Raw genomic sequence first — 22,713 nt, 5'->3', positions numbered from 1 at the left:
AGTTAATTATAATCAGCAATAATAGGGATAATTTGATGATAATTAAAATATAAAATCAAATTAGTTGTTAAATTTTCAGTGGTTTGGTTCTTTTGTTACGATTTGCATAGTTTCTCTGCTGACTTGTTTGAGTAAAACAATTTTATTTTGCTCCACGATTTGTGCGGCTTTCTCGTTAAAATGCCGAATCGTATACAACGAAACATTCTCGTTATATGCTACTTTGAATTTCTTAGACAGCACGTTTTTCAAATCATTGAAGTTGCCAAACTTATCCTCAATACATACGGAAAAACTAATCGCAGAATTCTGAATCAGGCTTACTTTCATTTTATACTGATGCAGCAGCGCAAAAATCTCGCTGATGTTTTCTTCCATAATAAACGAAAAATCAATCGAGGACAATGACATCAACAATTGGTTTTTCTTCACGATAAAACAAGGTAAATGCGGCTCGAGATCGGCGCCTTTGGAAACACTGGTTCCGGGCAAAAGCGGTTCTAAAAATGATTTTACATACAACGGAATTTCCTTTTTCTGCAACGGCTGCAAGGTTTTCGGATGGATCACACTCGCGCCGTAAAACGCCAACTCAATCGCTTCACGATACGAAATCTGGTTCAGTAAAGTCGCATTTTCAAAATAGCGCGGATCGGCATTCATTACACCAGGAACGTCTTTCCAAATCGTGACACTTTCGGCATTCAAACAATACGCAAAAATCGCCGCGGTGTAATCCGAACCTTCGCGGCCTAAAGTCGTCGTGAATCCGTTTTCGTCCGAACCCAAAAATCCCTGGGTAATGTTGAGTATTTTTTTCTTGACGTTTTTCGAGATGCTTTTCTGCGTGAGTTCCCAATCGACTTCGGCGTCGCGGTAAGTCGCGTCGGTTTTGATGAAATGGCGCACATCGATCCAATTCGTTTTGATGCCGCGATAATTCATGTAATGCGAAAGAATGGTCGTCGAAATCAGTTCGCCAAAACTCACAATCTGATCGTACACGAAATTGTAATTCGGCGATTTGTTGCGGCCTAAAAAGGATTCTAGTTCTGAAAACAATTCGTTGACAGCTTTGAAAACCGGATTTTTTTCGTCTTCAAACAAATCGAGCAAAATCTGGTTGTGGTATTTCTTGACTTCCTGAACCGACGATTGCAGCGAAGCCGATTTTTCGAAATAATCCTTCACCACGACTTCGAGCGCATTGGTTGTTTTTCCCATTGCGGACACTACGAGCAAAACGTCTTCGTAACCGACTTTCTGAAGCACGTCGTATACGTTCTTGATTCCATCGGCATCTTTGACTGAAGCGCCGCCAAATTTGAATATTCTCATCTTTAAATAGTTAGATTATTAGATTTCAGGAAAGCATCAATGCCATTCTCGTCCATTTGGGCCACGCGCCAATCTTCGAGTACTTTCGCACCTGATTTTTTATAGAACTCAATCGCAGGGATATTCCAGTCGAGCACCGCCCATTCAATCCTGCGAACGCCGTCTTTTTTGGCCTGCACAATCACTTCAGTATACAAAGCAAAACCCAAACCTGAACTTCGCATTTCTTCTTTGACAATCAAATCCTCAAGATGGATCGTTTTGCCTTTCCAGGTCGAATAGCGGTAATAATACAGCGCCATCGCTACAATTTCATGGTTTCGTTCCGCGACAAAAGTATAAAACAACGAATCGTCGCCAAAGCCATCGCGCTCGAGATCTTCAACGGTTACCACAACGGCATGAGGTTCTTTTTCAAAAGCGGCGAGTTCGCGAATCAGATCGAGAACTGCGGGCATGTCTTCTCTGCGGCCTTTTCTTATAGTCATTTTTTAGGAGCTTTATCCCGCTATTTGCTACAATCTTTTGCTTTTTAAAGGAAAAAGCAAAAGGATTTCCACGGCTATCGGGGCTAGGGTTTTCGGTTTCAAAAACAAATATACAATTCTGAGAAACTATCGCACAAAAATGGAAACAATTTCATAAAAAAAGCGATATTTGCACCACTAACTACAACGATTTCGCCATGGAAGAACGCAACAAGACACTAGGAGAATTTATCATCGAGAACCAGAATGCTTTCCAGTATTCCTCAGGAGAATTGTCCCGCATCATCAACTCGATCCGATTGGCCGCCAAAGTGGTCAATTACAAAGTCAACAAAGCCGGTTTGGTCGATATCATCGGCGCCGCCGGAGAACAAAACATTCAGGGCGAAGACCAACAGAAGTTAGATGTTTATGCCAACGAAGTTTTCATTCAGACGTTGATCAACCGCGAAATTGTCTGCGGCATCGCTTCGGAAGAAAACGACGATTTCATTACCGTTTCAGGTTCGGACAAAAGCCACAACAACAAATATGTCGTGCTGATGGATCCGCTCGATGGCTCCTCAAACATCGATGTGAATGTTCCTGTAGGAACTATTTTTTCCGTTTACAGACGCATCACGCCTGTCGGAACGCCGGTCACTTTAGAAGATTTCCTGCAACCCGGAATCAATCAGGTCGCTGCGGGTTATGTGATTTATGGAACTTCGACGATGTTGGTTTATACTACCGGACATGGCGTCAACGGATTTACTCTAAATCCCGCCATCGGAACTTTTTACTTGTCGCACCCGAACATGCAGTTCTCGAAAGATGGAAACATTTACTCAATCAACGAAGGGAATTATGTGCATTTCCCACAAGGCGTCAAGGATTACATCAAATATTGCCAGATTGAGGAAGGCGATCGTCCTTACACTTCAAGATACATCGGAAGTCTGGTTTCGGACATTCACAGAAATATGATCAAAGGCGGCATCTATATTTATCCGACAAGTTCGAAAGCGCCTAAAGGAAAATTGCGGTTGTTGTACGAATGCAACCCGATGGCATTCATTGCAGAACAAGCTGGCGGAAAAGCCTCAGACGGTTTCGGAAGAATCATGGAAATCGAGCCAACGGAACTGCACCAACGCGTGCCGTTTTTCTGCGGAAGTTACAACATGGTCGAGAAAGCAGAAGAATTCATGCATTTGGCCAAACTCAGTAAATACTAAAAAAAACATTGCGTCTTTGCTTGAAATTATTTCTCTCGCAAAGACGCAATACTATAATAAGGAATGCCTGACTATCGGTTCATGTGCTGCATTTCATAAACAAACGTATCGCCGTCTACTTTTTTATCAATCAGCGATAAGGCTTTGTCTACGATATAATTCACATTGCTAGGCGTAAACCCAAGCGCAATCGCAAATTTCCGCAACAACGTATCTTGTTTGTCACCCAACTGATGGTCCACGCGTACCATTCTGGCCAAATCATAAAGACGCTCTAATCTTTGAACGTACAAATACGGTGGGTTGATAGGATATTTCAGCGGATTTTCTAAAATTTCTTCGAATTCTTCTTTGGAAATTTCGAGCGTGATCGCCAGTTTTTCCAAAAAGTGTTTTTCTTCTTCGGACACATTACCATCGGTAATCGCCACACGTACGATAGCCGAAAAATGCCCTTTGTTACGGGTTTTGAATTCGCTATCAAATAAATCTGAGATTGACATAAATCAGGGAGTTTAGTTTCTGGCAAAGATAATTTTATTTCATTTTCTTAAAAAGGATTCGGGCGATTTTATTTCATTTTTTAAGCCGATGTTTTATGATTTTGAAAGGATTTGTTTTTCAAAATAAATTGTAAGTTTACAACCCCTGAATCATTAATAACGAAGCGGATGTCTGATTTTTGGATTTATGTTGAAATCGGTTTAAAACACGTACTGAACATCAAAAGTTATGATCATGTGCTGTTTTTGATGGCGCTGACGGTTCCGCACACTTTCAAGGACTGGAAAAAAATCCTGCTTTTAGTCACGGTGTTTACGATTGGTCATACTTTGGCTTTGCTGTTGTCGGTATTTCAGATCGTGATGATCAAGCCGCAACTGGTTGAGTTTCTGATTCCGGTGACGATTTTATCTACAGCGGTTTTTAATTTTTTCTCGATGGGGAAAACCTCCAAGAAAGAAATCGTCAACAGCGTGGTTTTGATTACGTTGTTTTTTGGGGTAATCCACGGCTTGGGCTTTTCGAATTATTTTAAATCGATCTTGCCCGGAAATCCTTCCGATAAAGTAATGCCACTTTTAGAGTTTGCCCTTGGCATCGAAGGCGCGCAAATGATTGTCGTAATCGTGATGCTGCTGTTTTCTTATTGCGTGCAGACTTTTTTCAGGTTTTCAAAACGCGATTTTACGATAGTGGCTTCCGCCTTTATAATCGGAGTTGCCGTGCCCATGATTTTACAAAACGAAATTTGGAATTGATAATGGAATTAGAAAAATTAAACAAATACGATAAAGCCTATCTGCGGATAGCCAACGAATGGAGCCAGTTGTCTTACTGCGATCGAAAAAAAGTAGGCGCTATCATAGTGCGCGACCGCATGATCATTTCCGATGGTTATAACGGAACGCCGACCGGATTCGAAAACCATTGCGAAGATGAAGAAGGTCTGACGAATTGGTATGTACTGCACGCCGAAGCCAATGCAATCCTTAAAGTAGCGCGTTCGACACAAACCTGTGAAGGCGCCACGCTATACATTACTTTGTCACCATGCAAGGAATGCAGCAAACTCATCCACCAATCCGGAATTAAAAGAGTAGTATACCAATTGGGATATCGCGATACTACTGGCATTGATTTCCTAACCAAAGCCGGCGTCATCGTCGAACAGATTGAACATTTGGACTGATGAAAAAAAGCAACATTTATTTGCCGTTTTTACTTTTTCTGATGCTCGCCATTGGTGTGGTGTTGGGCGGTATTCTAAATTTCCCTGTCGATCGTCCGTCGCTTTCTAAAAACGGAACCAAGAACAAACTCAACCGACTGATTGATTTTATTGACAATGAATATGTAGATAAAGTCAACACCGATTCCATTGTTGATCTGACCGTTACCAATATCCTGGCGCAACTTGACCCGCATTCGATGTATCTGCCGCCAAGCATACAAAGCGATGAAGCCGAAAGTATGAAAGGAAATTTTGTAGGCATCGGTGTGAATTTCTATATGTATAAAGATACAGTTGCGGTGGTCAAACCGCTTGAAAACGGCCCTTCGGCAAAAGCAGGAATCATGGCCGGAGATCGCATTTTATACGCCGATAAAACCAAACTTTTTGGCAGGAAATTGTCTTCCGATACTTTGTTCTCCAAACTCAAAGGCGAGGAAGGCTCTGAAGTCGAACTGACGGTGTACAGAAAAAACGGGCATAAAAAATTCAAGGTTAAAGTGCGGCGCGATGTGGTGCCGATCAAAAGCGTCGATGTGGCGTTGATGCTCAATCCGAATACCGGTTACATCAAGATCAATCGATTTGCGGAAACAACCTATGAGGAATTTAAAAAGGCTTTGTTGCAACTGAAAAAGAATGGCGCCAATTCCTTGATTATCGATGTGCGTGAAAATGGCGGCGGTTATGTGGAAATGGCGACTCAGATTGCTGACGAGTTTCTCAAACTAAACCAGCCGATTGTGTTCATCAAAAATAAAAAAGGGCAGACGGAAAAAACATTGGCGACAACACAAGGTAATTTTGAAACCGGAAAGCTCGCGATGCTGATCGATGAGAATTCCGCTTCTGCGAGTGAAATTTTAGCCGGAGCGATTCAGGATAACGACCGTGGTATTATTGTTGGCCGACGTTCTTTCGGGAAAGGCTTGGTGCAACGCGAAATGGATTTTGATGATGGTTCGGCAGTGCGTTTGACGATTGCCAGATATTATACGCCAACGGGAAGGTCGATTCAAAAACCTTATGTCAAAGGCGACGGCGAAGCTTACATGAATGAGTTTTCGAAACGTTTTGAAAGCGGGGAACTCTACAAAAAAGATAGCATTAAAGTGGCCGATTCTTTAAAATTTAAAACACCTAAAGGCAAAATTGTCTATGGCGGCGGCGGCATCGTACCCGATGTTTTTGTGCCGCTTGAAGGCCAATCCGGTGAAGAAGGTATTGTGTATGTGATGGAGCAATCGGGCATTGTCAACCATTTTGTTTTTGAACAACTCGACCGCAACAGAAACGATTTTAAAGGATTGACTTATGAACAATTTCTCGCTAAAATGAACGCAAGCGAATTATATTTCAATAACCTGCAGAATTATTTGCTCGGTTATGGCGTCCGGTTGAATTTATCGAAAAACAAAACTTTAGTAAAACGGTACCTCACGGCTGAATTTGCCTCACAACTTTATGGCGAACAGAAATATTACGAGATTGTCCTCAAAGAAGACCCGATGGTTCAGGCGGTTTTGAATACTAAATAATAGGACTCGATTTATTTTTTGATGCTGTCGTGGCTTTGCGAATCGATGCCGTTATTCCACAAGGTCAGAATGTCGGTGGCTACTGCGGCGCCGCTTCCCGAAGCGATCGACAGTTGACTGCGCCAGCCTGCTAAAGTTCCAGCTACATAAATACCATCAGCTACTTTGTGGTCTGTATTGCGAAGGTAAATGCGTTGTTTTTCGGCGATGGCTTTCGGATGCGGCGCTACAAATTGCATTAAACCTTCAATATCAAAAGTGTTTGAATAACCAATCGCTACCACAATAGATTTTGCGGTGTACGAATTTTTGTTGGTCACTACAGTAAAATTCGGGAAATCACCTTCAATGCGCACCACTTTTTCACCTCCGATTTGCATGACATGTGGATATAAATCATTCAATTGCGCTAAGCTACTTTGCAACAAATCCGAACCTAAAGTGCCTACAGGAATTCCGTAGGCATTATTAAATAAAGCTTCCTGAAGCGAAGAGGTTTTTTGGTGGGCAATGAGTCCGATTTTTTTATCGGCGACAAAAGATTTTTTATGTGCAGAACCTAAAATCATAGCACACGAAACGCCTGCAACACCGCCGCCAAGAACCAGGACGTCAAAATCCATTATTGGTCTTTGGTTTTTTCCACAATCATTTTCGACATCCGGAAAATAAGCAGAATGCAAACCGCGCAAAAAGAAGCGGCAATTCCTATTAAGGCTATCGCGCTGTTGCCTTCAAACAAATGGTTGAAATCGAGTAGGGTGATGTTGAAGATGATTAAAGCAAGCGCAATGACAACTAAGATGGAAGTAAAAATTTTCATACGTTGTATAGAATTTGGAGTGAAAGTAATACAAATGGGTTAAACAAACAAACCTTTAACATTCGAGGCGAATAATTTAACGGCAATGGCCAGCAGCACGACGCCAAAGGTTTTTCTCACGACGCCAAGTCCGGTTTTCCCGAGCATTTTTTCAATTTTCGAAGAAGATTTTAAGACAGCGTAGACCAGAATGATATTCAGGATAATTGCGACGACAATGTTTTCTGTGTAATATTGAGAGCGTAAAGACAGTAAAGTAGTCATCGTTCCCGCACCAGCAATTAATGGAAAAGCCAGCGGAACAATCGAGGCGGAACTAGGCTCGGCATCGCGATAAATGCGAATTCCTAAAATCATTTCTAAGGCCAAGAAGAACAAAACGAACGAACCGGCAACAGCAAAAGAATGTACGTCAATACCAATAAGGTTCAGTAGCCCTTCGCCAACAAAAAGAAATACAATCATGATGATCGCCGCTACAAGCGAGGCTTTTTCGGATTCAATATGGCCGTGTTTGGTTCTTAAATCAACGACAATCGGAATGGTTCCGACGATATCGATGACAGCAAAAAGTACCATGCCAACGGTGGCGATTTCTTTGAAGTCGAAGTTCATAATCATTATATTTCTTGGCAAAAGTATTCAAACTATATCTAGTAAATGCCAAAAAGAGGTTAATTTTGAAAGGGTTAACTTTGATCAGCAATGATATTTTTTTAAAATTTAAAATTCTATACTTTTGAGTGCTTTTTCGTCGAACGGCATTAATAAAAAATCAACCTCAAATTTTAATGTAAGGAAGATCAAACCATTGAAGTTATGCTAAAAAAACTATTCTTTTTAATATTTCCAATTATCAGTATCGGTCAAAACTGTAATTCGGTATTCTGGACACTTAATACCGAAGGAGATATTCAAGAGTGGGAATTGAACTCCAATGTCATCAGCGGTGGAAATGTTGTCGTTACCAATGAATTTTTCCCAACCGGTCTGGCCTATTGCAGTTCTGGGGAAGGAGCAACATTCTTCTGTACGAACAGCAGTGGTCTGGCAAAGTATGACTCCAATTTGGGCTGGATAAATGTAATTAATAACCCTGAAGCCATTAATAATGGTGGTTTTGCCAATCATCACTATTTTATTGAGGAAGATGCATTAAAGTATTTTAATGGTGTCGATACAACAACAGTGGCCATTTTGGGGTATGGTATCGGAGTGGCCGACATTGCTGTAGATTCTCAAGGTAATGCATGGGTTTTTACAGGGAATGATGGTTTTCCAATCATCACGTCAAGTTTGAAAGTCTTTAGTGCAACTGGATTGATTATATCTTATCCTATTTCGTTCAATTCTACGGGCACCTATGGCGCTATGTTTTTAAACGATACCCTTTATATTCTAAAAAATTCTGGTCAATTTGTCACCAATGAAAATACTTTAACACCAGTTGTAATTAATGGTTCCATTGCAGAATTAGGAACTCCGATACCGTTTGTTTGCCCCAATTGTCAGGATGCTGCAAGTTGTAATATTAACTTATTAAGGGTAGTTGAGAATTCATTTAGTGAGGTGCTTTTATCTCCGAATCCTGCCGACAGCATTTTAGACATCCAAGCGAAATCTCCTATAGCAGAAATAGCCATCTACGACCTCAAGGGCATTTTGATTCAAATCATCCAAGCAACCGATATCAAGCAAGTAAGTGTTGGCGAGCTTCCACCAGGTATCTATTTGGCGAGAATCAAGGATTTCAGCGGCGCAATTTCGCAGCAGAAAATTCTAGTTGCGCATTGATAAATCTGATTATCTTTGCCGCATGTTTCAATTAGGAAAAACCATCGTCTCGGAAGACATTTTAGAAAAAGAATTTGTGTGCAACCTTTCTGCCTGCAAAGGCGCCTGTTGTGTTGACGGCGACGCCGGAGCACCTTTATTAGAAAGCGAAACAAAAATTTTAGAAGCCATTTATCCTAAAGTAAAACCTTTTTTGCGTCCGGAAGGCATTGCGGCTATTGAAGCGCAAGGCACTTGGCGCATCGGAACCGACGGCGATATGGAAACGCCACTCATTGACGAAAAAGATTGTGCTTACGTAATTTACGATGGAAAAACTTCACTTTGTGGTATTGAGCAAGCTTACAACCAAGGCGCTGTCGATTGGAAGAAACCGGTTTCTTGTCACTTATATCCAATCCGTGTCAAAGATTTTACCGAATTTGCCGCCGTCAATTATGATAAATGGGAAATCTGCGATGATGCCTGTTCGTTAGGAAAAGAACTCGAGGTTCCGGTGTATAAATTCGTCAAAGAAGCGCTAATCAGACGTTTCGGTGAAGACTGGTATGCGGAACTTGAAAAAGCAGCTGATGAACTCAAAAAGCAACGGTCGAAATAACCTGAATTTCAGGAAGTCGTTTTGCCAAAAACGTTAAATTAATCTATCACTCCAATCCTACATGAGCGCCCATTTTAGGCGCTTTTTTCTTATTTTTATTTCTTAAAACACTGATTTTCAATTTTTTAAAAATCGAATGAAAAACCCTGTTAAAAAAGCGATTTGTTAAAAACTAAACTCGATTGTGGATAAGTTTGACTTTCAAAATCCGTAACAAAAGGCCATCTTTGTAGCAGTCAAAAAGCACATACTTTTTGAAATAAATTCTCACTTTTTTTACACACAACACATGTCAGCGATAGAGCCCATTCTACAAGAAAACAAGAACCGTTTTGTTATTTTTCCAATCAAACACCACGACATTTGGGAATGGTATAAAAAAATGGAAGCCAGTTTCTGGACTGCGGAAGAAATCGACCTGCATCAGGATTTATCCGATTGGAACAACAAGCTTAGTAATGATGAAAAATATTTCATCAAGCATATTTTGGCCTTTTTTGCCGCATCTGATGGTATCGTCAACGAGAATCTCGCGGAAAATTTTGTGAATGAAGTGCAGTATGCCGAAGCCAAATTTTTCTACGGATTTCAGATCATGATGGAAAACATCCACAGCGAAACCTACTCGCTGTTGATCGATACCTATGTGAAGGACGAAGTTGAAAAAAACCAATTGTTCACCGCGCTTGAAGTGTTTCCGGCAATCAAGAAAAAAGCCGACTGGGCGTTAAAATGGATTGAATCGGATTCGTTTGCCGAAAGGCTTATCGCTTTTGCGGCCGTCGAAGGAATTTTCTTTTCGGGTGCTTTTTGTTCGATTTTCTGGTTGAAGAAACGCGGTTTGATGCCTGGCTTGACCTTCTCCAACGAATTGATCTCGCGTGATGAAGGCGTGCATTGTGATTTCGCGGTGCATTTGCATAACCACCATTTGGTGAACAAGGTGTCTAAAAAACGCATCAAGGAAATTATTGTTGATGCTTTGGATATCGAGCGCGAGTTCATCACCGAATCGCTTCCGGTAAGTTTAATCGGCATGAATGCGAACCTGATGATCCAGTATCTGGAGTTTGTAGCAGACCGTTTGTTGGTCGAGTTGGGTTGCCCAAGAGAATACAACGCCTCGAACCCGTTTGATTTTATGGATATGATTTCGTTGCAGGGGAAAACCAATTTCTTTGAGAAAAGAGTGGCCGAATATCAAAAAGCAGGCGTGATGAACACCGATTCCGAAGCCGGAAAAATTTCGTTCGACGCGGATTTTTAGAGTGCTTGACAAAACAAAATTACAGATTACTTCTACGCCGATTTAAAATTACAAGCCTTGTGTCTACCGGATTGCCTAGCCCTGATTGGCGGCGTTATCCTTTTGTGCTGGTGTTCAGCACAAAAGATATAGCAGAAAGCAGGATCAGCTTCCAAAAAAACAAATTACAAATACCCGAAGCAGTGAAGGGATTTGCTGTTTCATTAAAACCTAACAAACTATGTACGTAGTAAAAAGAGACGGCCACAAAGAGCCGGTGATGTTCGACAAAATCACGGACAGAATCAAAAAATTATGTTACGGCTTAAACGACTTAGTCGATGCCGTGAAAGTAGCCATGCGTGTCATTGAGGGATTGTATGACGGCGTGACGACTTCTGAATTAGACAACCTCGCAGCCGAAACCGCCGCGTCGATGACCATTGCGCACCCAGATTATGCGCAGTTGGCAGCCCGTATAGCGATTTCGAACCTGCATAAAAATACCACCAAATCGTTTTCGGAAACGATGAATGAAATGTATCATTACGTGAACCCGAGAACCAACCAACAAGCGCCTTTGCTTTCGGAAGAAGTGCATCAGGTGATCCAGAAAAACGCGGAATTTTTAGATTCGCACATCATTTACAACCGCGATTTCAATTACGATTATTTCGGTTTCAAAACTTTGGAGCGTTCGTATTTGCTTAAAATCAATGGGAAAATTGTAGAGCGTCCGCAGCACATGTTGATGCGTGTTTCGGTCGGGATTCACTTGAATGATCTTGACGCCGTGATTGAAACTTACGATTTGATGTCGAAGAAATTCTTCACGCACGCTACGCCAACTTTATTCAACGCCGGAACACCGAAACCACAAATGTCTTCTTGTTTCCTTTTGCAGATGCAGGACGACAGTATCGACGGGATTTATGATACTTTGAAAAATACCGCGAAAATTTCGCAATCCGCTGGAGGAATCGGTTTGTCTATCCATAATGTAAGAGCGACAGGTTCTTACATCAGAGGAACCAACGGAACATCCAACGGAATTGTACCAATGTTGCGTGTATTCAATGATACCGCACGTTACGTCGATCAAGGCGGCGGAAAAAGAAAAGGAAGTTTTGCGATTTACTTAGAGACCTGGCATGCCGATATTTTTGAATTCCTCGATCTGAAAAAGAATACCGGAAAAGAAGAAATGCGTGCGCGAGATTTATTCTTCGCAATGTGGACTTCGGATTTGTTCATGAAACGTGTGCAAGAAGACACCACCTGGACGTTAATGTGTCCGAATGAATGCCCTGGTTTGTATGATGTTTATGGTGAAGAATTCGAAGCGTTGTATACTTCATACGAAGAAAAAGGCAAAGGAAGAAAAACCATCAAAGCGCGTGAATTGTGGGAGAAAATCCTGGAGTCGCAAATCGAGACCGGAACACCTTATATGTTGTACAAAGACGCAGCGAACAGAAAATCGAACCAGAAAAATTTGGGAACGATTCGCTCTTCGAATTTGTGCACCGAAATCATGGAATACACTTCAAGCGACGAAATCGCAGTGTGTAATTTAGCTTCGATTTCATTGCCGATGTTTGTAGAAAACGGAGCATTCAACCACGAATTGTTGTTCAACGTGACCAAACGCGTGACCCGCAACTTAAACAAAGTCATCGACAGGAATTACTATCCCGTCAAAGAAGCCGAAAACTCCAACATGCGCCACCGTCCGGTAGGATTGGGCGTGCAAGGTTTGGCCGACGCATTCATTTTGCTCAGAATGCCGTTTACGAGCGACGAAGCTAAAAAACTCAACCAGGATATATTCGAGACTTTATACTTTGCCGCTGTGACCGCTTCTATGGAAATGGCCAAAGAAGAAGGACCATATTCCACTTTCAAAGGTTCTCCAATTTCGCAAGGAGAATTCCAATACAACCTTTGGGGCTTGAAAGACGAAGAACTTTCGGGACGTTGGGATTGGGCTTCACTCAGAAAAGAAGTCATGGAACACGGTGTGAGAAATTCATTATTAGTTGCGCCAATGCCAACTGCTTCTACTTCCCAAATCTTAGGAAACAACGAAGCGTTCGAGCCTTATACTTCAAACATTTATACGCGTCGTGTGTTGTCCGGCGAATTCATCGTAGTCAACAAACATTTGCTTGAAGATTTAGTCAACCGCGGTTTGTGGAACGAAGAGCTCAAACAGGAAATCATGCGCCACAACGGTTCGGTACAGAATATCGAAGCCGTTCCGGACGATTTGAAAGAACTTTACAAAACCGTTTGGGAAATGTCTATGAAAGACATCATCGATATGTCGCGCCACAGAGGTTATTTCATTGACCAATCGCAATCGCTGAACCTGTTTATGCAGGACGCGAACTATGCGAAACTGACCTCGATGCATTTTTACGCTTGGCAGTCGGGCCTCAAAACCGGAATGTATTATTTAAGAACCAAATCAGCCGTAGACGCGATCAAGTTTACGCTGAACAACGATAAAAAAGCAGAACCGACTTCCGAAGTTGCCGCCGCCGTTGAGGTAGCCGAACCGAACGAAACCGGAGAAATGTCTGCCGAAGATTTCAAAGCCATGATCGAACTTGCCAGAAATGCAGGTCCCGATGATTGCGAAATGTGTGGATCGTAATTTTTGAGACGGTTACAATCCCATTAAAAAACAGCTATCTTTGGGTAGCTGTTTTGTTTTTTAGGAGCCGGGAACCTGCTATACGCTATAGTCCTCACTGCGTTGCGGGCTGCCGCTACTATCAGGGCTAGAAAAAGACTGTAAGACTATAAGATATTTAGTCAGAATCTTACAATCTCATAGTCTTACAGTCTCACAGTCTTACAATCTAAAAATCCAACCATGAACTGGGAACAACTTTTATCACTCAAACGCCAAGGCGACACGAGCAAACGTTTAAGAAAAGAACAGGACGACACGCGGCTCGGTTTCGAAGTCGATTATGATCGCATAATATTTTCGGCGGCTTTCAGAAGTTTGCAAGACAAAACACAAGTCATTCCATTATCGAAAACTGATTTCGTGCATACGCGGCTCACGCACAGTTTAGAAGTTTCTGTGGTTGGACGTTCGCTCGGAAGATTGGTAGGTAAGAAAATTATTGAGAAATATCCGTATTTGCAGGAAGTGCATGGTTTTCACATGAATGATTTCGGTGCGATTGTCGCAGCAGCTTCGTTGGCGCACGATATCGGAAATCCACCGTTTGGTCATTCTGGCGAAAAAGCGATTGGTGAATATTTTTCGATTGGAAAAGGACAACAATTCAAAGACCAACTCACCGAAAAGCAATGGCAGGACTTAATTGATTTTGAAGGCAACGCGAACGGATTTTCAGTACTTACCGCAAGCCGTCCGGGCATTGAAGGCGGGCTTAGGATTTCGTATGCCACTTTGGGCGCTTTCATGAAATATCCGAAAGAAAGTCTTCCCAAAAAACCAACGAAAAACATCGCCGATAAAAAGTACGGTTTCTTCCAATCGGACAAAGAATTTTTTCAGGATGTGGCTTCCGAACTCGGATTGGTATCGAACAAAACCGGAAATGACATCGGTTTCGAAAGGCATCCGTTGGCTTATCTTGTGGAAGCTGCGGATGATATTTGCTACACGATCATTGATTTTGAAGACGGCATCAACTTAGGTTTGGTTTCGGAAGATTACGCTTTGGAATACTTGATCAAACTTGTAAAAGATACGGTTGATACGGCCAAATACAAAACGCTGACGACAAGAGAAGACCGAATCAGTTATTTGCGGGCACTCGCGATAGGCAATTTAATCAATGACGCGGTTCGCGTTTTTATTGAAAATGAGGAACAGATTCTAAAAGGAAAATTTCCGTTTGCGCTGACCGACAAAAGCAAGTACAAAGCCCAGATGGACGACATCATCAAACTCAGCGTGAAGAATATTTACCAAAGCCGCGAAGTCATCGACAAGGAACTTAAAGGCTATCAGATTATTAATACACTTTTAGACAAATTCATTACGGCCTTCAACAATAATTTCGAGGGCAAAGCTACGAGTTACGACAAATTGCTTTTGCAGATTTTACCAGAAAAACACCACTTGGAAAAGGAAACATTATACGATCGATTGCTGCATATTTGCCATTTCATTTCGTTGCTCACTGACGGCAATGCATTGCTGTATTATCAAAACATTTCGGGATTTAAGCATTAGATTGTTAATGTTTTAGAGGATTGTTTGAAATATTAAAAAAAATAAATTAAGTTTGTTTCTCAAAATTTAAAAAACTATGAAAAAAATTACACTATTAACCGCATTATTGTGCTCTTTTATAGGCTTTTCGCAGTCGAATAAGAGCGCGATTCAAACCTATTTAGAAACCAATCGCTCCCAATTCGGATTGACGACTCAGGATATTTCCGACTGGGTTATTGACAGTGAAGTCAAAGGAAGCGCGACAGGTATAACTAGTACCTTCATTACGCAAAGGCATGATGGAATTGAAGTTTTTAACGCCCAGTCAAATGCTTGGGTAAAAAACAATACTGTTTTAAAAGTTGAAAATAATTTCCAAAAGAACATTGCGTCAAAAGTAAATAGTAATACCCCGACTTTATCGGTAATTCAAGGTATTAGAGCCGCTTGTTCAAAATTAGGGATTACTCCGGTTCCTAATTACAGTATTGCTCAAACTAAAAGCAGCAAATCTTTTATGTTGACTGATAATGTAAATGAAGATCTAATTACAGCTAAGTTAGTATATCAAGTAATGAATGATAAGAATTTGAAGTTAGCTTGGTACTATCAGTTTTATTCTCCTGACGGGCAACATTTGTGGGACGTAAGGATTGATGCGTTAAATGGAAATATTTTAGATAAAAATGATCTAACAATTTCGTGTTCTTTCGAAAAGCCTCACAACGAAAAGAAAGACCTGAATAAAGGTTTTGATTTTAATAAGATTTTATTTAAAGATACTTTTACGGCACCTTTGGAAGTACTTGCAGGTTCTTACAGAGTGATTCCATACAATTATGTGAGCCCAAACCACAGTCCATTTCAATTGATTACGACAGCGGGCAATACTTTAGCTTCTCCGAATGGATGGCACGATTCTAATGGAATAGGCGGTACGGCAGCTTCTTTAAAATTTACATATTCTAGAGGAAATAATGTTTTGGCTCAAGATGATATTGATGGGAATAATGGTAATGGAGTAAGAGCTGAAGGTGGTGCGACATTAAATTTTGATTTTGCACCGGGTAATGAGTCTGCATTGCCAGCTTCTTACTTGCCATCATCTACTACTAATCTTTTCTATATGAATAATATCATGCATGATGTTTGGTATCAGTATGGTTTTGATGAGGCTAGTGGTAATTTTCAACAAAATAATTTAGGAAGAGGAGGCGCTGCAACAGCTACTGGAGATTATGTACTTGCCGATGCGCAAGACGGAATAGCGAATGCTAAAACGTTACCTCCATTTAGCGCAACGAATCTGCAAAATAGAAATAACGCTAATTTCTCTGCACCAAATGACGGACAAAGACCAAGAATGCAAATGTATATGTGGGATGAAGGAGCACCTTTGATTAATTATTTAAATGTTAATTCACCTGCCGGAATTGCAGGCCCTAGACCAGCAAAAGACAATTCTTTTGAAGGTACAGATCACGCAACAGTTCCAGTAGCGCCAGCAGCAATTACATCTGACTTAGCATTGTATACAAACGATCCTGTTAATGTGGGACAAAATCCTAATAGTGGTTGCGCTACAGCAACCAATCCTTTCGATATTAGTGGTAAGATAACGTTAATAAGAAGAGGCGGTTGTTTTTTTAAGGATAAAGTAAAAAATGCTCAGGATGCAGGCGCTATTGCAGTTATTATTATGGATAGTATTCCACAAAGTCCAACATATATTGGTACTATCGGAATGACCTCTACAGGATTGGTTGGGATAACAATTCCTGCAATTTCTATTACCAAAGATGCTGGAGAAATACTTATTGCAGAAATGGCCAATGGTCCGGTAAACGTAACCATACAAGATCCTGGAAATTCTTATTTGAATGCTGACGGTAGTTATGATAATGGTGTAATCTCACACGAATTTGGTCACGGTATATCTCAAAGATTAATTGGAGGCCCAACAAATACTAGTTGTATGACTAATTTCGAACAAATGGGAGAAGGTTGGTCTGATTGGTTCAGTTTGATGATGCAAATAAAAACGGGTGATCAAGGTACCGATTCAAGATTTATAGGAACTTATCCAGAAAATGAGCCTAACACTGGGCCAGGTTTGAGACAATTTCCATACACCACAGATATGACGTTGAATCCAAGAACACTGGCTAGTTCAAATAATCCTGACAATACCAATACAGGTTACAGATATACAATTGGAGAGACTTGGGCTACAATAATGTGGGATTTAACATGGGCTTATATAGACCGTTATGGTTTTGACCCAGATATTTATAATGGTACAGGAGGAAACAATAAAGTGATGCGATTGGCACTTGATGCCTTAAAATTAGAGGCTTGTAATACGGATTCTTTTATTAATGCTAGAGACAAGATTTTTGCCGCGGATCAAGCATCAACTGGAGGCGCTAATTATAACATGATTGCTGAGGTTTTCAGAAGAAGAGGTGTCGGATTGAATGCATCATCTGGAGATGTTAACAATTCTAATGATCAAGTGGAAGATTTTACAGCCTTCCCATTGGCAACAGCGCAATTTAATTATGAGCAAAGTGTCAGAATATTTCCAAACCCTACCAATGGGATGTTAAACATTCGTGTTAATCAATATGTTGGCAAAGTCAATATTCAAGTGATTGATATTAATGGTAGAACGATTATCAACCAAACGGATGATAAATTCAATATCGAGAAAGCCATTAATATCAGTAGTTTAGAAACCGGAATTTATGTTTTGAAAGTAACAGGAAACCAGTTGAATTACTCAGAGAAATTGATTAAGAACTAAATTGATATTAGAAGTATAAATTTTAAAAAATCCAAATCGAAAGGTTTGGATTTTTTTATGCTTTTTCGAAAACTGAGATTAGGCTTTCCGCATCAATACCGCAAAGTTTTTGTAACTCTGCAATCGAACCATGCTCAATAAACTGATCAGGAATTCCCAATGTTTTGATTGAAGTCGTGTAGCCGTTTTCTTTGCCAAATTCTACAATAGCACTTCCAAATCCGCCTTTTATAACGCCGTCCTCAAGAGTAATAATGGACTCAAAGGTGTTAAAAATGGTATGCAATAATTTTTCATCCAAAGGTTTTACAAAAGCAAAATCGTAGTGGGCAATGGTTTCCGGATGCTCTAATTTTGATAATGCTTCGATGACATTATTGCCAATAGCGCCATTGGTAATTACTGCGATTTTCGTTCCTTGTTTTAGACAATGACCGGTACCGATTTCAATTTTTTCAAAAGGCTTCTGCCAATCTACATTCACGCCACGACCACGCGGATATCGAATCGCAATCGGATGATTCAAACCCAATTGGGCCGTATATAAAATGTTTCGCAAGGCCATTTCATTCAAAGGCGCATAAACCATCATATTCGGAATGCAACGCAAATAAGCAATGTCGAAAACACCATGATGTGTGGCACCATCTTCACCAACCAAACCCGCACGATCAAGACAAAAAATCACCGGTAAATCCTGTAAAGCCACGTCATGAATCACTTGGTCATAAGCTCTCTGAAGAAAAGTAGAGTAGATGTTGCAGAAAACAAACATACCCTGCGTTGCCATTCCGGCAGATAAAGTCACGGCATGCTGTTCTGCAATTCCGACATCGAGCGCACGTGTCGGGAAAGCTTCCATCATATATTTTAACGAACTTCCCGTAGGCATGGCCGGTGTGATTCCGATAATTTTTTCGTTTTGTTTTGCCAATTCTACGATCGTAAGTCCGAATACGTCTTGGTATTTTGGCGGTAAGTGTTCCTCAGATTTGTAATGGATTTCGCCCGTCGTTTTATCAAATTTCCCCGGAGCATGATATTTCACTTGGTTTTCCTCGGCTTGCTGCAATCCTTTGCCTTTGGTGGTCAGCAAATGAAGGAATTTCGGGCCTTTTATTTTTTGCAACCGTCGGAGTTCTTTGATGACCGCAAAAATATCATGACCATCAATGGGGCCAGAATAATCAAATTTCAACGACTTGATCATATTGTTCTGTTTCGGATTTTTCCCTTCTTTGACGGCGGTGAAATAGTTTTTCAAAGCACCGACGCTTGGATCGATTCCGATGGCGTTATCGTTGAGGATTACTAGTAAGTTTGCATCCGTAACACCAGCGTGGTTCAAACCTTCAAAAGCCATTCCTGAAGCGATCGATGCATCGCCAACCACCGCAATGTGCTGTTTTTCAAAATCGCCTTTTAAATGCGACGCTAGAGCCATTCCAAGCGCAGCCGATATTGCCGTAGAAGAATGCCCGACGCCAAAAGTATCGTAAACACTTTCGCTTCTTTTCGGAAAACCCGAGATGCCGCCGAGTTGTCGGTTCGTATCGAATTTTTCTCGCCTTCCCGTTAGGATTTTATGACCGTATGCTTGATGACCGACATCCCAAACGAGTAAATCTTCGGGTGTGTTGAATATGTAATGTAAGGCAATCGTAAGTTCAACCACGCCTAAACTCGCACCCAAATGTCCTTCTTTTACCGAAACAATATCGATGATGAAATCGCGGAGTTCTTGGGCAAGTTGTGGAAGCTGATCTTCTTTTAACAGCCGTAAATCGGTTGGATTATGAATGTGGGAAAGCAAATGCGACATACGAAAATATTGATGCGCTAATTTACAACAATCGGATTAGTTTCTTATGGAATTGTATCAATATGTATTTTTACTTTGCCTTTAATCGCTTCTTCTTTACACTGAGGAGGTGGCGGTTGCTGACTCGATGGTGAAAGTACAACATCTCCTGTAGTTACCCTAGGTATTGAAGGTACTTTCTGCGTTTGCACAGCTCTTGATTTTTTTGAAACTACCGAATCATTTTGCGGTCGAAGGGGCGCTCCCATGATTACATTATCGCTTGGATCTTCTTCGACGATTTCTACCATTTCGATGCTTTGTTTGTTGCCATTGGCATTAGAGCAACTCAAAAGCGTGGTGCCCATGGAGACGAACAATGCCAGTAAAAACATTTTGTGAAATTGGGTCTGCGAATACAATACGCGCATGGGAATGCTGATTCTGATGGTTTCAAGCTGGTCGTTTTTGAATCTTCCGCAAACTTTTTTGCCTTGGTTCTGAATGAAATACTGTTGAATTTCTGGTGCTTTCATTTGGGTGAAATCGACTACGCTTTTGGCGCAACTGTCGCAGAATCGGCCTTGTTGGTTCGGCGTCATCGCGTTCCAATCTTCATGACAAGGTTTTGGAATCCTGATTTTGAGTGGTGCTTCCATGATTTGTTTGTTTTCAAGATAACGCAAATGAGGACTAAAACCGTATTTTTGACGCATGGAAAATATCTTTACCGACGAATATTTCATGAAAAAAGCTTTGCAGGAAGCCGAAGTTGCTTTTGAAAAAGACGAAATTCCTGTGGGTGCGGTTATCGTAATTGATAATAAAGTGATTGCGCGCTCGCATAATCTGACCGAAATGCTTCATGATGTGACAGCGCATGCTGAAATGCAGTCGATTACGGCGGCGGCTAATTTTTTGGGTGGCAAGTATCTGAAGGATTGTACTTTATATGTGACTGTTGAGCCTTGTCAGATGTGTGCAGGTGCGTTATATTGGAGTCAGATTTCTAAAATCGTTTACGGAGCGACTGATGAAAAGCGTGGATTTGTAGCGATGGGAACGAAACTGCATCCGAAAACTGCCGTTGTTTCTGGCGTCTTAGGTGAAGAAGCGGCGGATTTGATGTTGAAGTTTTTTGCTGAAAGAAGAAAGTGATTGGAACGCTGATAAGGCGGATGGCACGGATTTCCGCAGATTTGATAGGGAACGAAAAGCCCTAGCCCTGATGGAAACGGCATCCTTTTGTTCTGGGGTTCAGAACAAAAGATATAGTGGACAGCAGGATTAGCTTCTAAAAAAAAGGCATAAAAAAACCGCCTTTCTTACGATTGGCGGTTTTGTTTTTAATCTAAAATATCTTTTCCGGTTTTATCGTAGAAATGATATTCTAAGAACGTGTAAGCGTCACGCGGTATGATTTTCACCCATTGTTTGTGTTCCAAAAACCATTTGAAACATTTGAGATTAAGAGGAGCACAGCCAGTGGCTGTGAGGTATAAAAAAACCGCCTTTCATGATGATTGGCGGTTTGTTTTTTAATCTAAAATATCTTTTCCGGTTTTGTCGTAGAAATGATATTCTAAGAACGTGTAAGCGTCACGCGGTATGATTTTCACCCATTGTTTGTGTTCCAAAAACCATTTGAAACGCAAAGATGGAAAACCCTGACTGAGGTAAGCAGCCACAAACGGATGTACGTTGAGCACGATGCCTTTGTGGTTTTTTAGTATTCTTTCAAGGTCGAAATTGATCTTGTCAATGATTTGGATCGGTGCTTCGATTTCACCATTTTCATTGTTCGGATCTTCTTCCCTGGTTTTGATGTTGACTTCAGGTCTTACTCTTTGTCTGGTAATCTGGACTAGCCCAAATTTACTCGGCGGTAAGATCTTATGCTTGGCTTTATCATCGCTCATTTCTTCCCTTAGGAAGTCGAACAACACTTTGCGGTTGTCGGGATTCTGCATATCGATAAAATCGACTACGATAATTCCGCCCATATCACGCAGACGCAATTGTCTGGCGATTTCCGCGGCGGCGATCATGTTGACTTCCATAGCGGTATCTTCCTGGTTGGTGGCCTTGTTAGAACGGTTGCCGCTGTTGACGTCGATGACGTGTAGGGCTTCAGTGTGTTCTATAATCAGGTACGCACCTTTACTCATTGATACTGTTTTCCCGAAGGAAGTCTTGATTTGTCTCTCTATGTTGTGTTTCTCGAAAATGGGTGTGTCTTTAGATTGATAAAACTTTACGATTGATTGTTTGGATGGTGCAATTTCCTGCACGTAATCCTTGGTTTCCTGGTACAACTCCTCATCATCAATATAGATACCGCTGAAGGTATCGTTGAAAACATCTCTTAATATTGAAGAAGCTCTGTTGAGTTCTCCCAATACTTTGGAAGGATGATGGGCGGTTGGTAATTTTTTACACATTGCAGTCCATCTGCTGAGCAGGTTCTGCAAGTCTTTTTCTATTTCGGCTGTTTTTTTGCCTTCGGCTACTGTGCGAACAATAACGCCAAAACCTTTAGGTCTGATAGTTTGTACAAGTTTCTTGAGTCGGTCTTTTTCGCTTTTTTCTTCTATTTTCTGAGAAACAGAAACGCGGTCCGAGAACGGAACCAACACGATAAATCTTCCGGCAAGCGACAGCTCGGAGCTGATTCTTGGGCCTTTGGTCGATATCGGCTCTTTGACGACTTGTACTAAAACGGATTGATTGGAATTAAGCACTTCGGCTATGGTACCGTCTTTATCAATCTCTTTTTCAAACTGAAAGTTCTTTAGGGAGAAATCTTTTATTTTACCTGCGCTTACAAGTTTTATGAATTTCAGTTGGGAAGCAAGGTTCGGTCCTAAGTCATGATAATGTAAGAAGGCATCTTTTTCGAAGCCTACATTTACAAAAGCAGCATTAAGTCCGGCAACCGGCTTTCTGATTTTGGCAATAAAAATATCGCCGACCTGAAAGTTGCTTGCTTCTTGTTCCTTGTGCAATTCAATTAGTTTTCCATCTTTTAATAAGGCAAAATCTACAGCTTCAGAACTAGATCGAATGATTAATTCTTTATTCATCTGTAAGTTTTTATCCGTACGAAAGCTTTTGGCTGT

At 41.1% G+C, this 22,713-nt stretch carries 20 protein-coding genes; 11 read left to right on the top strand and 9 right to left on the bottom strand.

Features of this window, described 5'->3' with window-relative positions; translation table 11 throughout:
* Positions 1-75: 75 nt before the first annotated feature.
* Positions 76-1,338, bottom strand: a complete 1,263-nt coding sequence (locus Q0058_RS03750) for an aspartate kinase (RefSeq protein ID WP_298221394.1) — start codon at positions 1,336-1,338, stop codon at positions 76-78.
* Positions 1,339-1,340: 2 nt separating this feature from the next.
* Complete coding sequence (locus Q0058_RS03745; protein ID WP_298221393.1) at positions 1,341-1,826, bottom strand: GNAT family N-acetyltransferase; 486 nt, start codon at positions 1,824-1,826, stop codon at positions 1,341-1,343.
* Positions 1,827-2,023: 197 nt separating this feature from the next.
* Here Q0058_RS03745 and fbp point away from each other — a divergent pair, with 197 nt between their 5' ends.
* A complete protein-coding gene (gene fbp / locus Q0058_RS03740) occupies positions 2,024-3,043 on the top strand; it encodes a class 1 fructose-bisphosphatase (protein ID WP_298221392.1) in 1,020 nt (339 codons plus the stop codon).
* Positions 3,044-3,114: 71 nt separating this feature from the next.
* Here the strand turns inward: fbp and Q0058_RS03735 are convergent, their stop codons facing one another.
* Positions 3,115-3,546: a TerB family tellurite resistance protein gene (locus Q0058_RS03735; protein WP_298221391.1), complete on the bottom strand. Its 432-nt coding sequence runs from the start codon at positions 3,544-3,546 to the stop codon at positions 3,115-3,117.
* Positions 3,547-3,714: 168 nt separating this feature from the next.
* Between Q0058_RS03735 and Q0058_RS03730 the strand changes: the two genes are divergently transcribed.
* The 3 genes from Q0058_RS03730 to Q0058_RS03720 are packed head-to-tail and all read left to right on the top strand — an operon-like array spanning position 3,715 to position 6,316.
* The gene (locus Q0058_RS03730; protein ID WP_298221390.1) at positions 3,715-4,305 is read left to right on the top strand and encodes a HupE/UreJ family protein; all 591 of its coding nucleotides are present in this window, start codon (positions 3,715-3,717) and stop codon (positions 4,303-4,305) included.
* Between the two features lie 2 nt (positions 4,306-4,307).
* Positions 4,308-4,736, top strand: coding sequence for a dCMP deaminase family protein (locus Q0058_RS03725; RefSeq protein WP_298221389.1), 429 nt, complete (start codon positions 4,308-4,310; stop codon positions 4,734-4,736).
* Positions 4,736-6,316, top strand: a complete 1,581-nt coding sequence (locus Q0058_RS03720) for a S41 family peptidase (RefSeq protein ID WP_298221388.1) — start codon at positions 4,736-4,738, stop codon at positions 6,314-6,316. The genes Q0058_RS03725 and Q0058_RS03720 overlap by 1 nt, the downstream gene beginning before the upstream one ends.
* A gap of 11 nt (positions 6,317-6,327) precedes the next feature.
* Here the strand turns inward: Q0058_RS03720 and Q0058_RS03715 are convergent, their stop codons facing one another.
* From Q0058_RS03715 to Q0058_RS03705, 3 genes are read right to left on the bottom strand one after another with little or no spacing between them, the layout of a single operon-like run.
* A complete protein-coding gene (locus Q0058_RS03715; RefSeq protein ID WP_298221387.1) occupies positions 6,328-6,939 on the bottom strand; it encodes an FAD-dependent oxidoreductase in 612 nt (203 codons plus the stop codon).
* Positions 6,939-7,139, bottom strand: a complete 201-nt coding sequence (locus Q0058_RS03710) for a hypothetical protein (RefSeq protein ID WP_298221386.1) — start codon at positions 7,137-7,139, stop codon at positions 6,939-6,941. The genes Q0058_RS03715 and Q0058_RS03710 overlap by 1 nt, the downstream gene beginning before the upstream one ends.
* A gap of 39 nt (positions 7,140-7,178) precedes the next feature.
* Entirely contained in the window at positions 7,179-7,757 is a 579-nt protein-coding gene (locus Q0058_RS03705) for a MarC family protein (protein WP_298221537.1), read from the bottom strand.
* Positions 7,758-8,066: 309 nt separating this feature from the next.
* Here Q0058_RS03705 and Q0058_RS03700 point away from each other — a divergent pair, with 309 nt between their 5' ends.
* From Q0058_RS03700 to Q0058_RS03675, 6 genes are all read left to right on the top strand, one after another.
* Positions 8,067-8,933, top strand: coding sequence for a T9SS type A sorting domain-containing protein (locus Q0058_RS03700; protein ID WP_298221385.1), 867 nt, complete (start codon positions 8,067-8,069; stop codon positions 8,931-8,933).
* A gap of 22 nt (positions 8,934-8,955) precedes the next feature.
* Complete coding sequence (locus Q0058_RS03695; RefSeq protein ID WP_298221384.1) at positions 8,956-9,534, top strand: DUF3109 family protein; 579 nt, start codon at positions 8,956-8,958, stop codon at positions 9,532-9,534.
* 289 nt (positions 9,535-9,823) lie between these two features.
* Positions 9,824-10,801, top strand: a complete 978-nt coding sequence (locus tag Q0058_RS03690) for a ribonucleotide-diphosphate reductase subunit beta (RefSeq protein ID WP_298221383.1) — start codon at positions 9,824-9,826, stop codon at positions 10,799-10,801.
* A 220-nt stretch (positions 10,802-11,021) separates the two neighbouring features.
* Entirely contained in the window at positions 11,022-13,439 is a 2,418-nt protein-coding gene (locus Q0058_RS03685; RefSeq protein ID WP_298221382.1) for a ribonucleoside-diphosphate reductase subunit alpha, read from the top strand.
* A 222-nt stretch (positions 13,440-13,661) separates the two neighbouring features.
* Positions 13,662-15,005: a deoxyguanosinetriphosphate triphosphohydrolase gene (locus Q0058_RS03680; RefSeq protein ID WP_298221381.1), complete on the top strand. Its 1,344-nt coding sequence runs from the start codon at positions 13,662-13,664 to the stop codon at positions 15,003-15,005.
* A gap of 76 nt (positions 15,006-15,081) precedes the next feature.
* Entirely contained in the window at positions 15,082-17,793 is a 2,712-nt protein-coding gene (locus Q0058_RS03675) for a T9SS-dependent M36 family metallopeptidase (RefSeq protein ID WP_298221380.1), read from the top strand.
* A 55-nt stretch (positions 17,794-17,848) separates the two neighbouring features.
* Here the strand turns inward: Q0058_RS03675 and Q0058_RS03670 are convergent, their stop codons facing one another.
* Both Q0058_RS03670 and Q0058_RS03665 read right to left on the bottom strand, forming a co-directional pair.
* Positions 17,849-19,615: a 1-deoxy-D-xylulose-5-phosphate synthase gene (locus tag Q0058_RS03670; protein ID WP_298221379.1), complete on the bottom strand. Its 1,767-nt coding sequence runs from the start codon at positions 19,613-19,615 to the stop codon at positions 17,849-17,851.
* A gap of 44 nt (positions 19,616-19,659) precedes the next feature.
* Entirely contained in the window at positions 19,660-20,310 is a 651-nt protein-coding gene (locus tag Q0058_RS03665) for a hypothetical protein (RefSeq protein WP_298221378.1), read from the bottom strand.
* On the opposite strand from Q0058_RS03665, the gene Q0058_RS03660 reads away from it, so the two are divergent.
* The gene (locus Q0058_RS03660) at positions 20,309-20,752 is read left to right on the top strand and encodes a nucleoside deaminase (RefSeq protein WP_298221377.1); all 444 of its coding nucleotides are present in this window, start codon (positions 20,309-20,311) and stop codon (positions 20,750-20,752) included. The two genes, Q0058_RS03665 and Q0058_RS03660, sit on opposite strands and share 2 nt — an antisense overlap.
* Positions 20,753-21,132: 380 nt before the next feature.
* Here the strand turns inward: Q0058_RS03660 and Q0058_RS03655 are convergent, their stop codons facing one another.
* The gene (locus Q0058_RS03655) at positions 21,133-22,677 is read right to left on the bottom strand and encodes an Rne/Rng family ribonuclease (RefSeq protein ID WP_298221376.1); all 1,545 of its coding nucleotides are present in this window, start codon (positions 22,675-22,677) and stop codon (positions 21,133-21,135) included.
* Positions 22,678-22,713: the final 36 nt, after the last annotated feature.

Origin of the sequence: Flavobacterium sp. (genome assembly GCF_027484705.1) — a bacterium.
Taxonomy (GTDB): Bacteria; Bacteroidota; Bacteroidia; order Flavobacteriales; family Flavobacteriaceae; genus Flavobacterium.
Note: the sequence above shows the minus strand (reverse complement) of the source record. Positions and strands in the feature narration are given on the sequence as shown.

What these genes read in the sequence shown, in the direction of transcription:
- Q0058_RS03730 (WP_298221390.1), top strand. Translation starts at nt 3,715, where the DNA reads ATGTCTGATTTTTGGATTTATGTTGAAATCGGTTTAAAACACGTACTG.
- Q0058_RS03725 (WP_298221389.1), top strand. Translation starts at nt 4,308, where the DNA reads ATGGAATTAGAAAAATTAAACAAATACGATAAAGCCTATCTGCGGATA.
- Q0058_RS03675 (WP_298221380.1), top strand. Translation starts at nt 15,082, where the DNA reads ATGAAAAAAATTACACTATTAACCGCATTATTGTGCTCTTTTATAGGC.
- Q0058_RS03680 (WP_298221381.1), top strand. Translation starts at nt 13,662, where the DNA reads ATGAACTGGGAACAACTTTTATCACTCAAACGCCAAGGCGACACGAGC.
- Q0058_RS03665 (WP_298221378.1), bottom strand. Translation starts at nt 20,310, where the DNA reads ATGCGTCAAAAATACGGTTTTAGTCCTCATTTGCGTTATCTTGAAAAC.
- Q0058_RS03745 (WP_298221393.1), bottom strand. Translation starts at nt 1,826, where the DNA reads ATGACTATAAGAAAAGGCCGCAGAGAAGACATGCCCGCAGTTCTCGAT.
- Q0058_RS03690 (WP_298221383.1), top strand. Translation starts at nt 9,824, where the DNA reads ATGTCAGCGATAGAGCCCATTCTACAAGAAAACAAGAACCGTTTTGTT.
- Q0058_RS03735 (WP_298221391.1), bottom strand. Translation starts at nt 3,546, where the DNA reads ATGTCAATCTCAGATTTATTTGATAGCGAATTCAAAACCCGTAACAAA.
- Q0058_RS03710 (WP_298221386.1), bottom strand. Translation starts at nt 7,139, where the DNA reads ATGAAAATTTTTACTTCCATCTTAGTTGTCATTGCGCTTGCTTTAATC.
- Q0058_RS03660 (WP_298221377.1), top strand. Translation starts at nt 20,309, where the DNA reads ATGGAAAATATCTTTACCGACGAATATTTCATGAAAAAAGCTTTGCAG.
- Q0058_RS03720 (WP_298221388.1), top strand. Translation starts at nt 4,736, where the DNA reads ATGAAAAAAAGCAACATTTATTTGCCGTTTTTACTTTTTCTGATGCTC.
- fbp (WP_298221392.1), top strand. Translation starts at nt 2,024, where the DNA reads ATGGAAGAACGCAACAAGACACTAGGAGAATTTATCATCGAGAACCAG.
- Q0058_RS03655 (WP_298221376.1), bottom strand. Translation starts at nt 22,677, where the DNA reads ATGAATAAAGAATTAATCATTCGATCTAGTTCTGAAGCTGTAGATTTT.
- Q0058_RS03695 (WP_298221384.1), top strand. Translation starts at nt 8,956, where the DNA reads ATGTTTCAATTAGGAAAAACCATCGTCTCGGAAGACATTTTAGAAAAA.
- Q0058_RS03715 (WP_298221387.1), bottom strand. Translation starts at nt 6,939, where the DNA reads ATGGATTTTGACGTCCTGGTTCTTGGCGGCGGTGTTGCAGGCGTTTCG.
- Q0058_RS03670 (WP_298221379.1), bottom strand. Translation starts at nt 19,615, where the DNA reads ATGTCGCATTTGCTTTCCCACATTCATAATCCAACCGATTTACGGCTG.
- Q0058_RS03750 (WP_298221394.1), bottom strand. Translation starts at nt 1,338, where the DNA reads ATGAGAATATTCAAATTTGGCGGCGCTTCAGTCAAAGATGCCGATGGA.
- Q0058_RS03685 (WP_298221382.1), top strand. Translation starts at nt 11,022, where the DNA reads ATGTACGTAGTAAAAAGAGACGGCCACAAAGAGCCGGTGATGTTCGAC.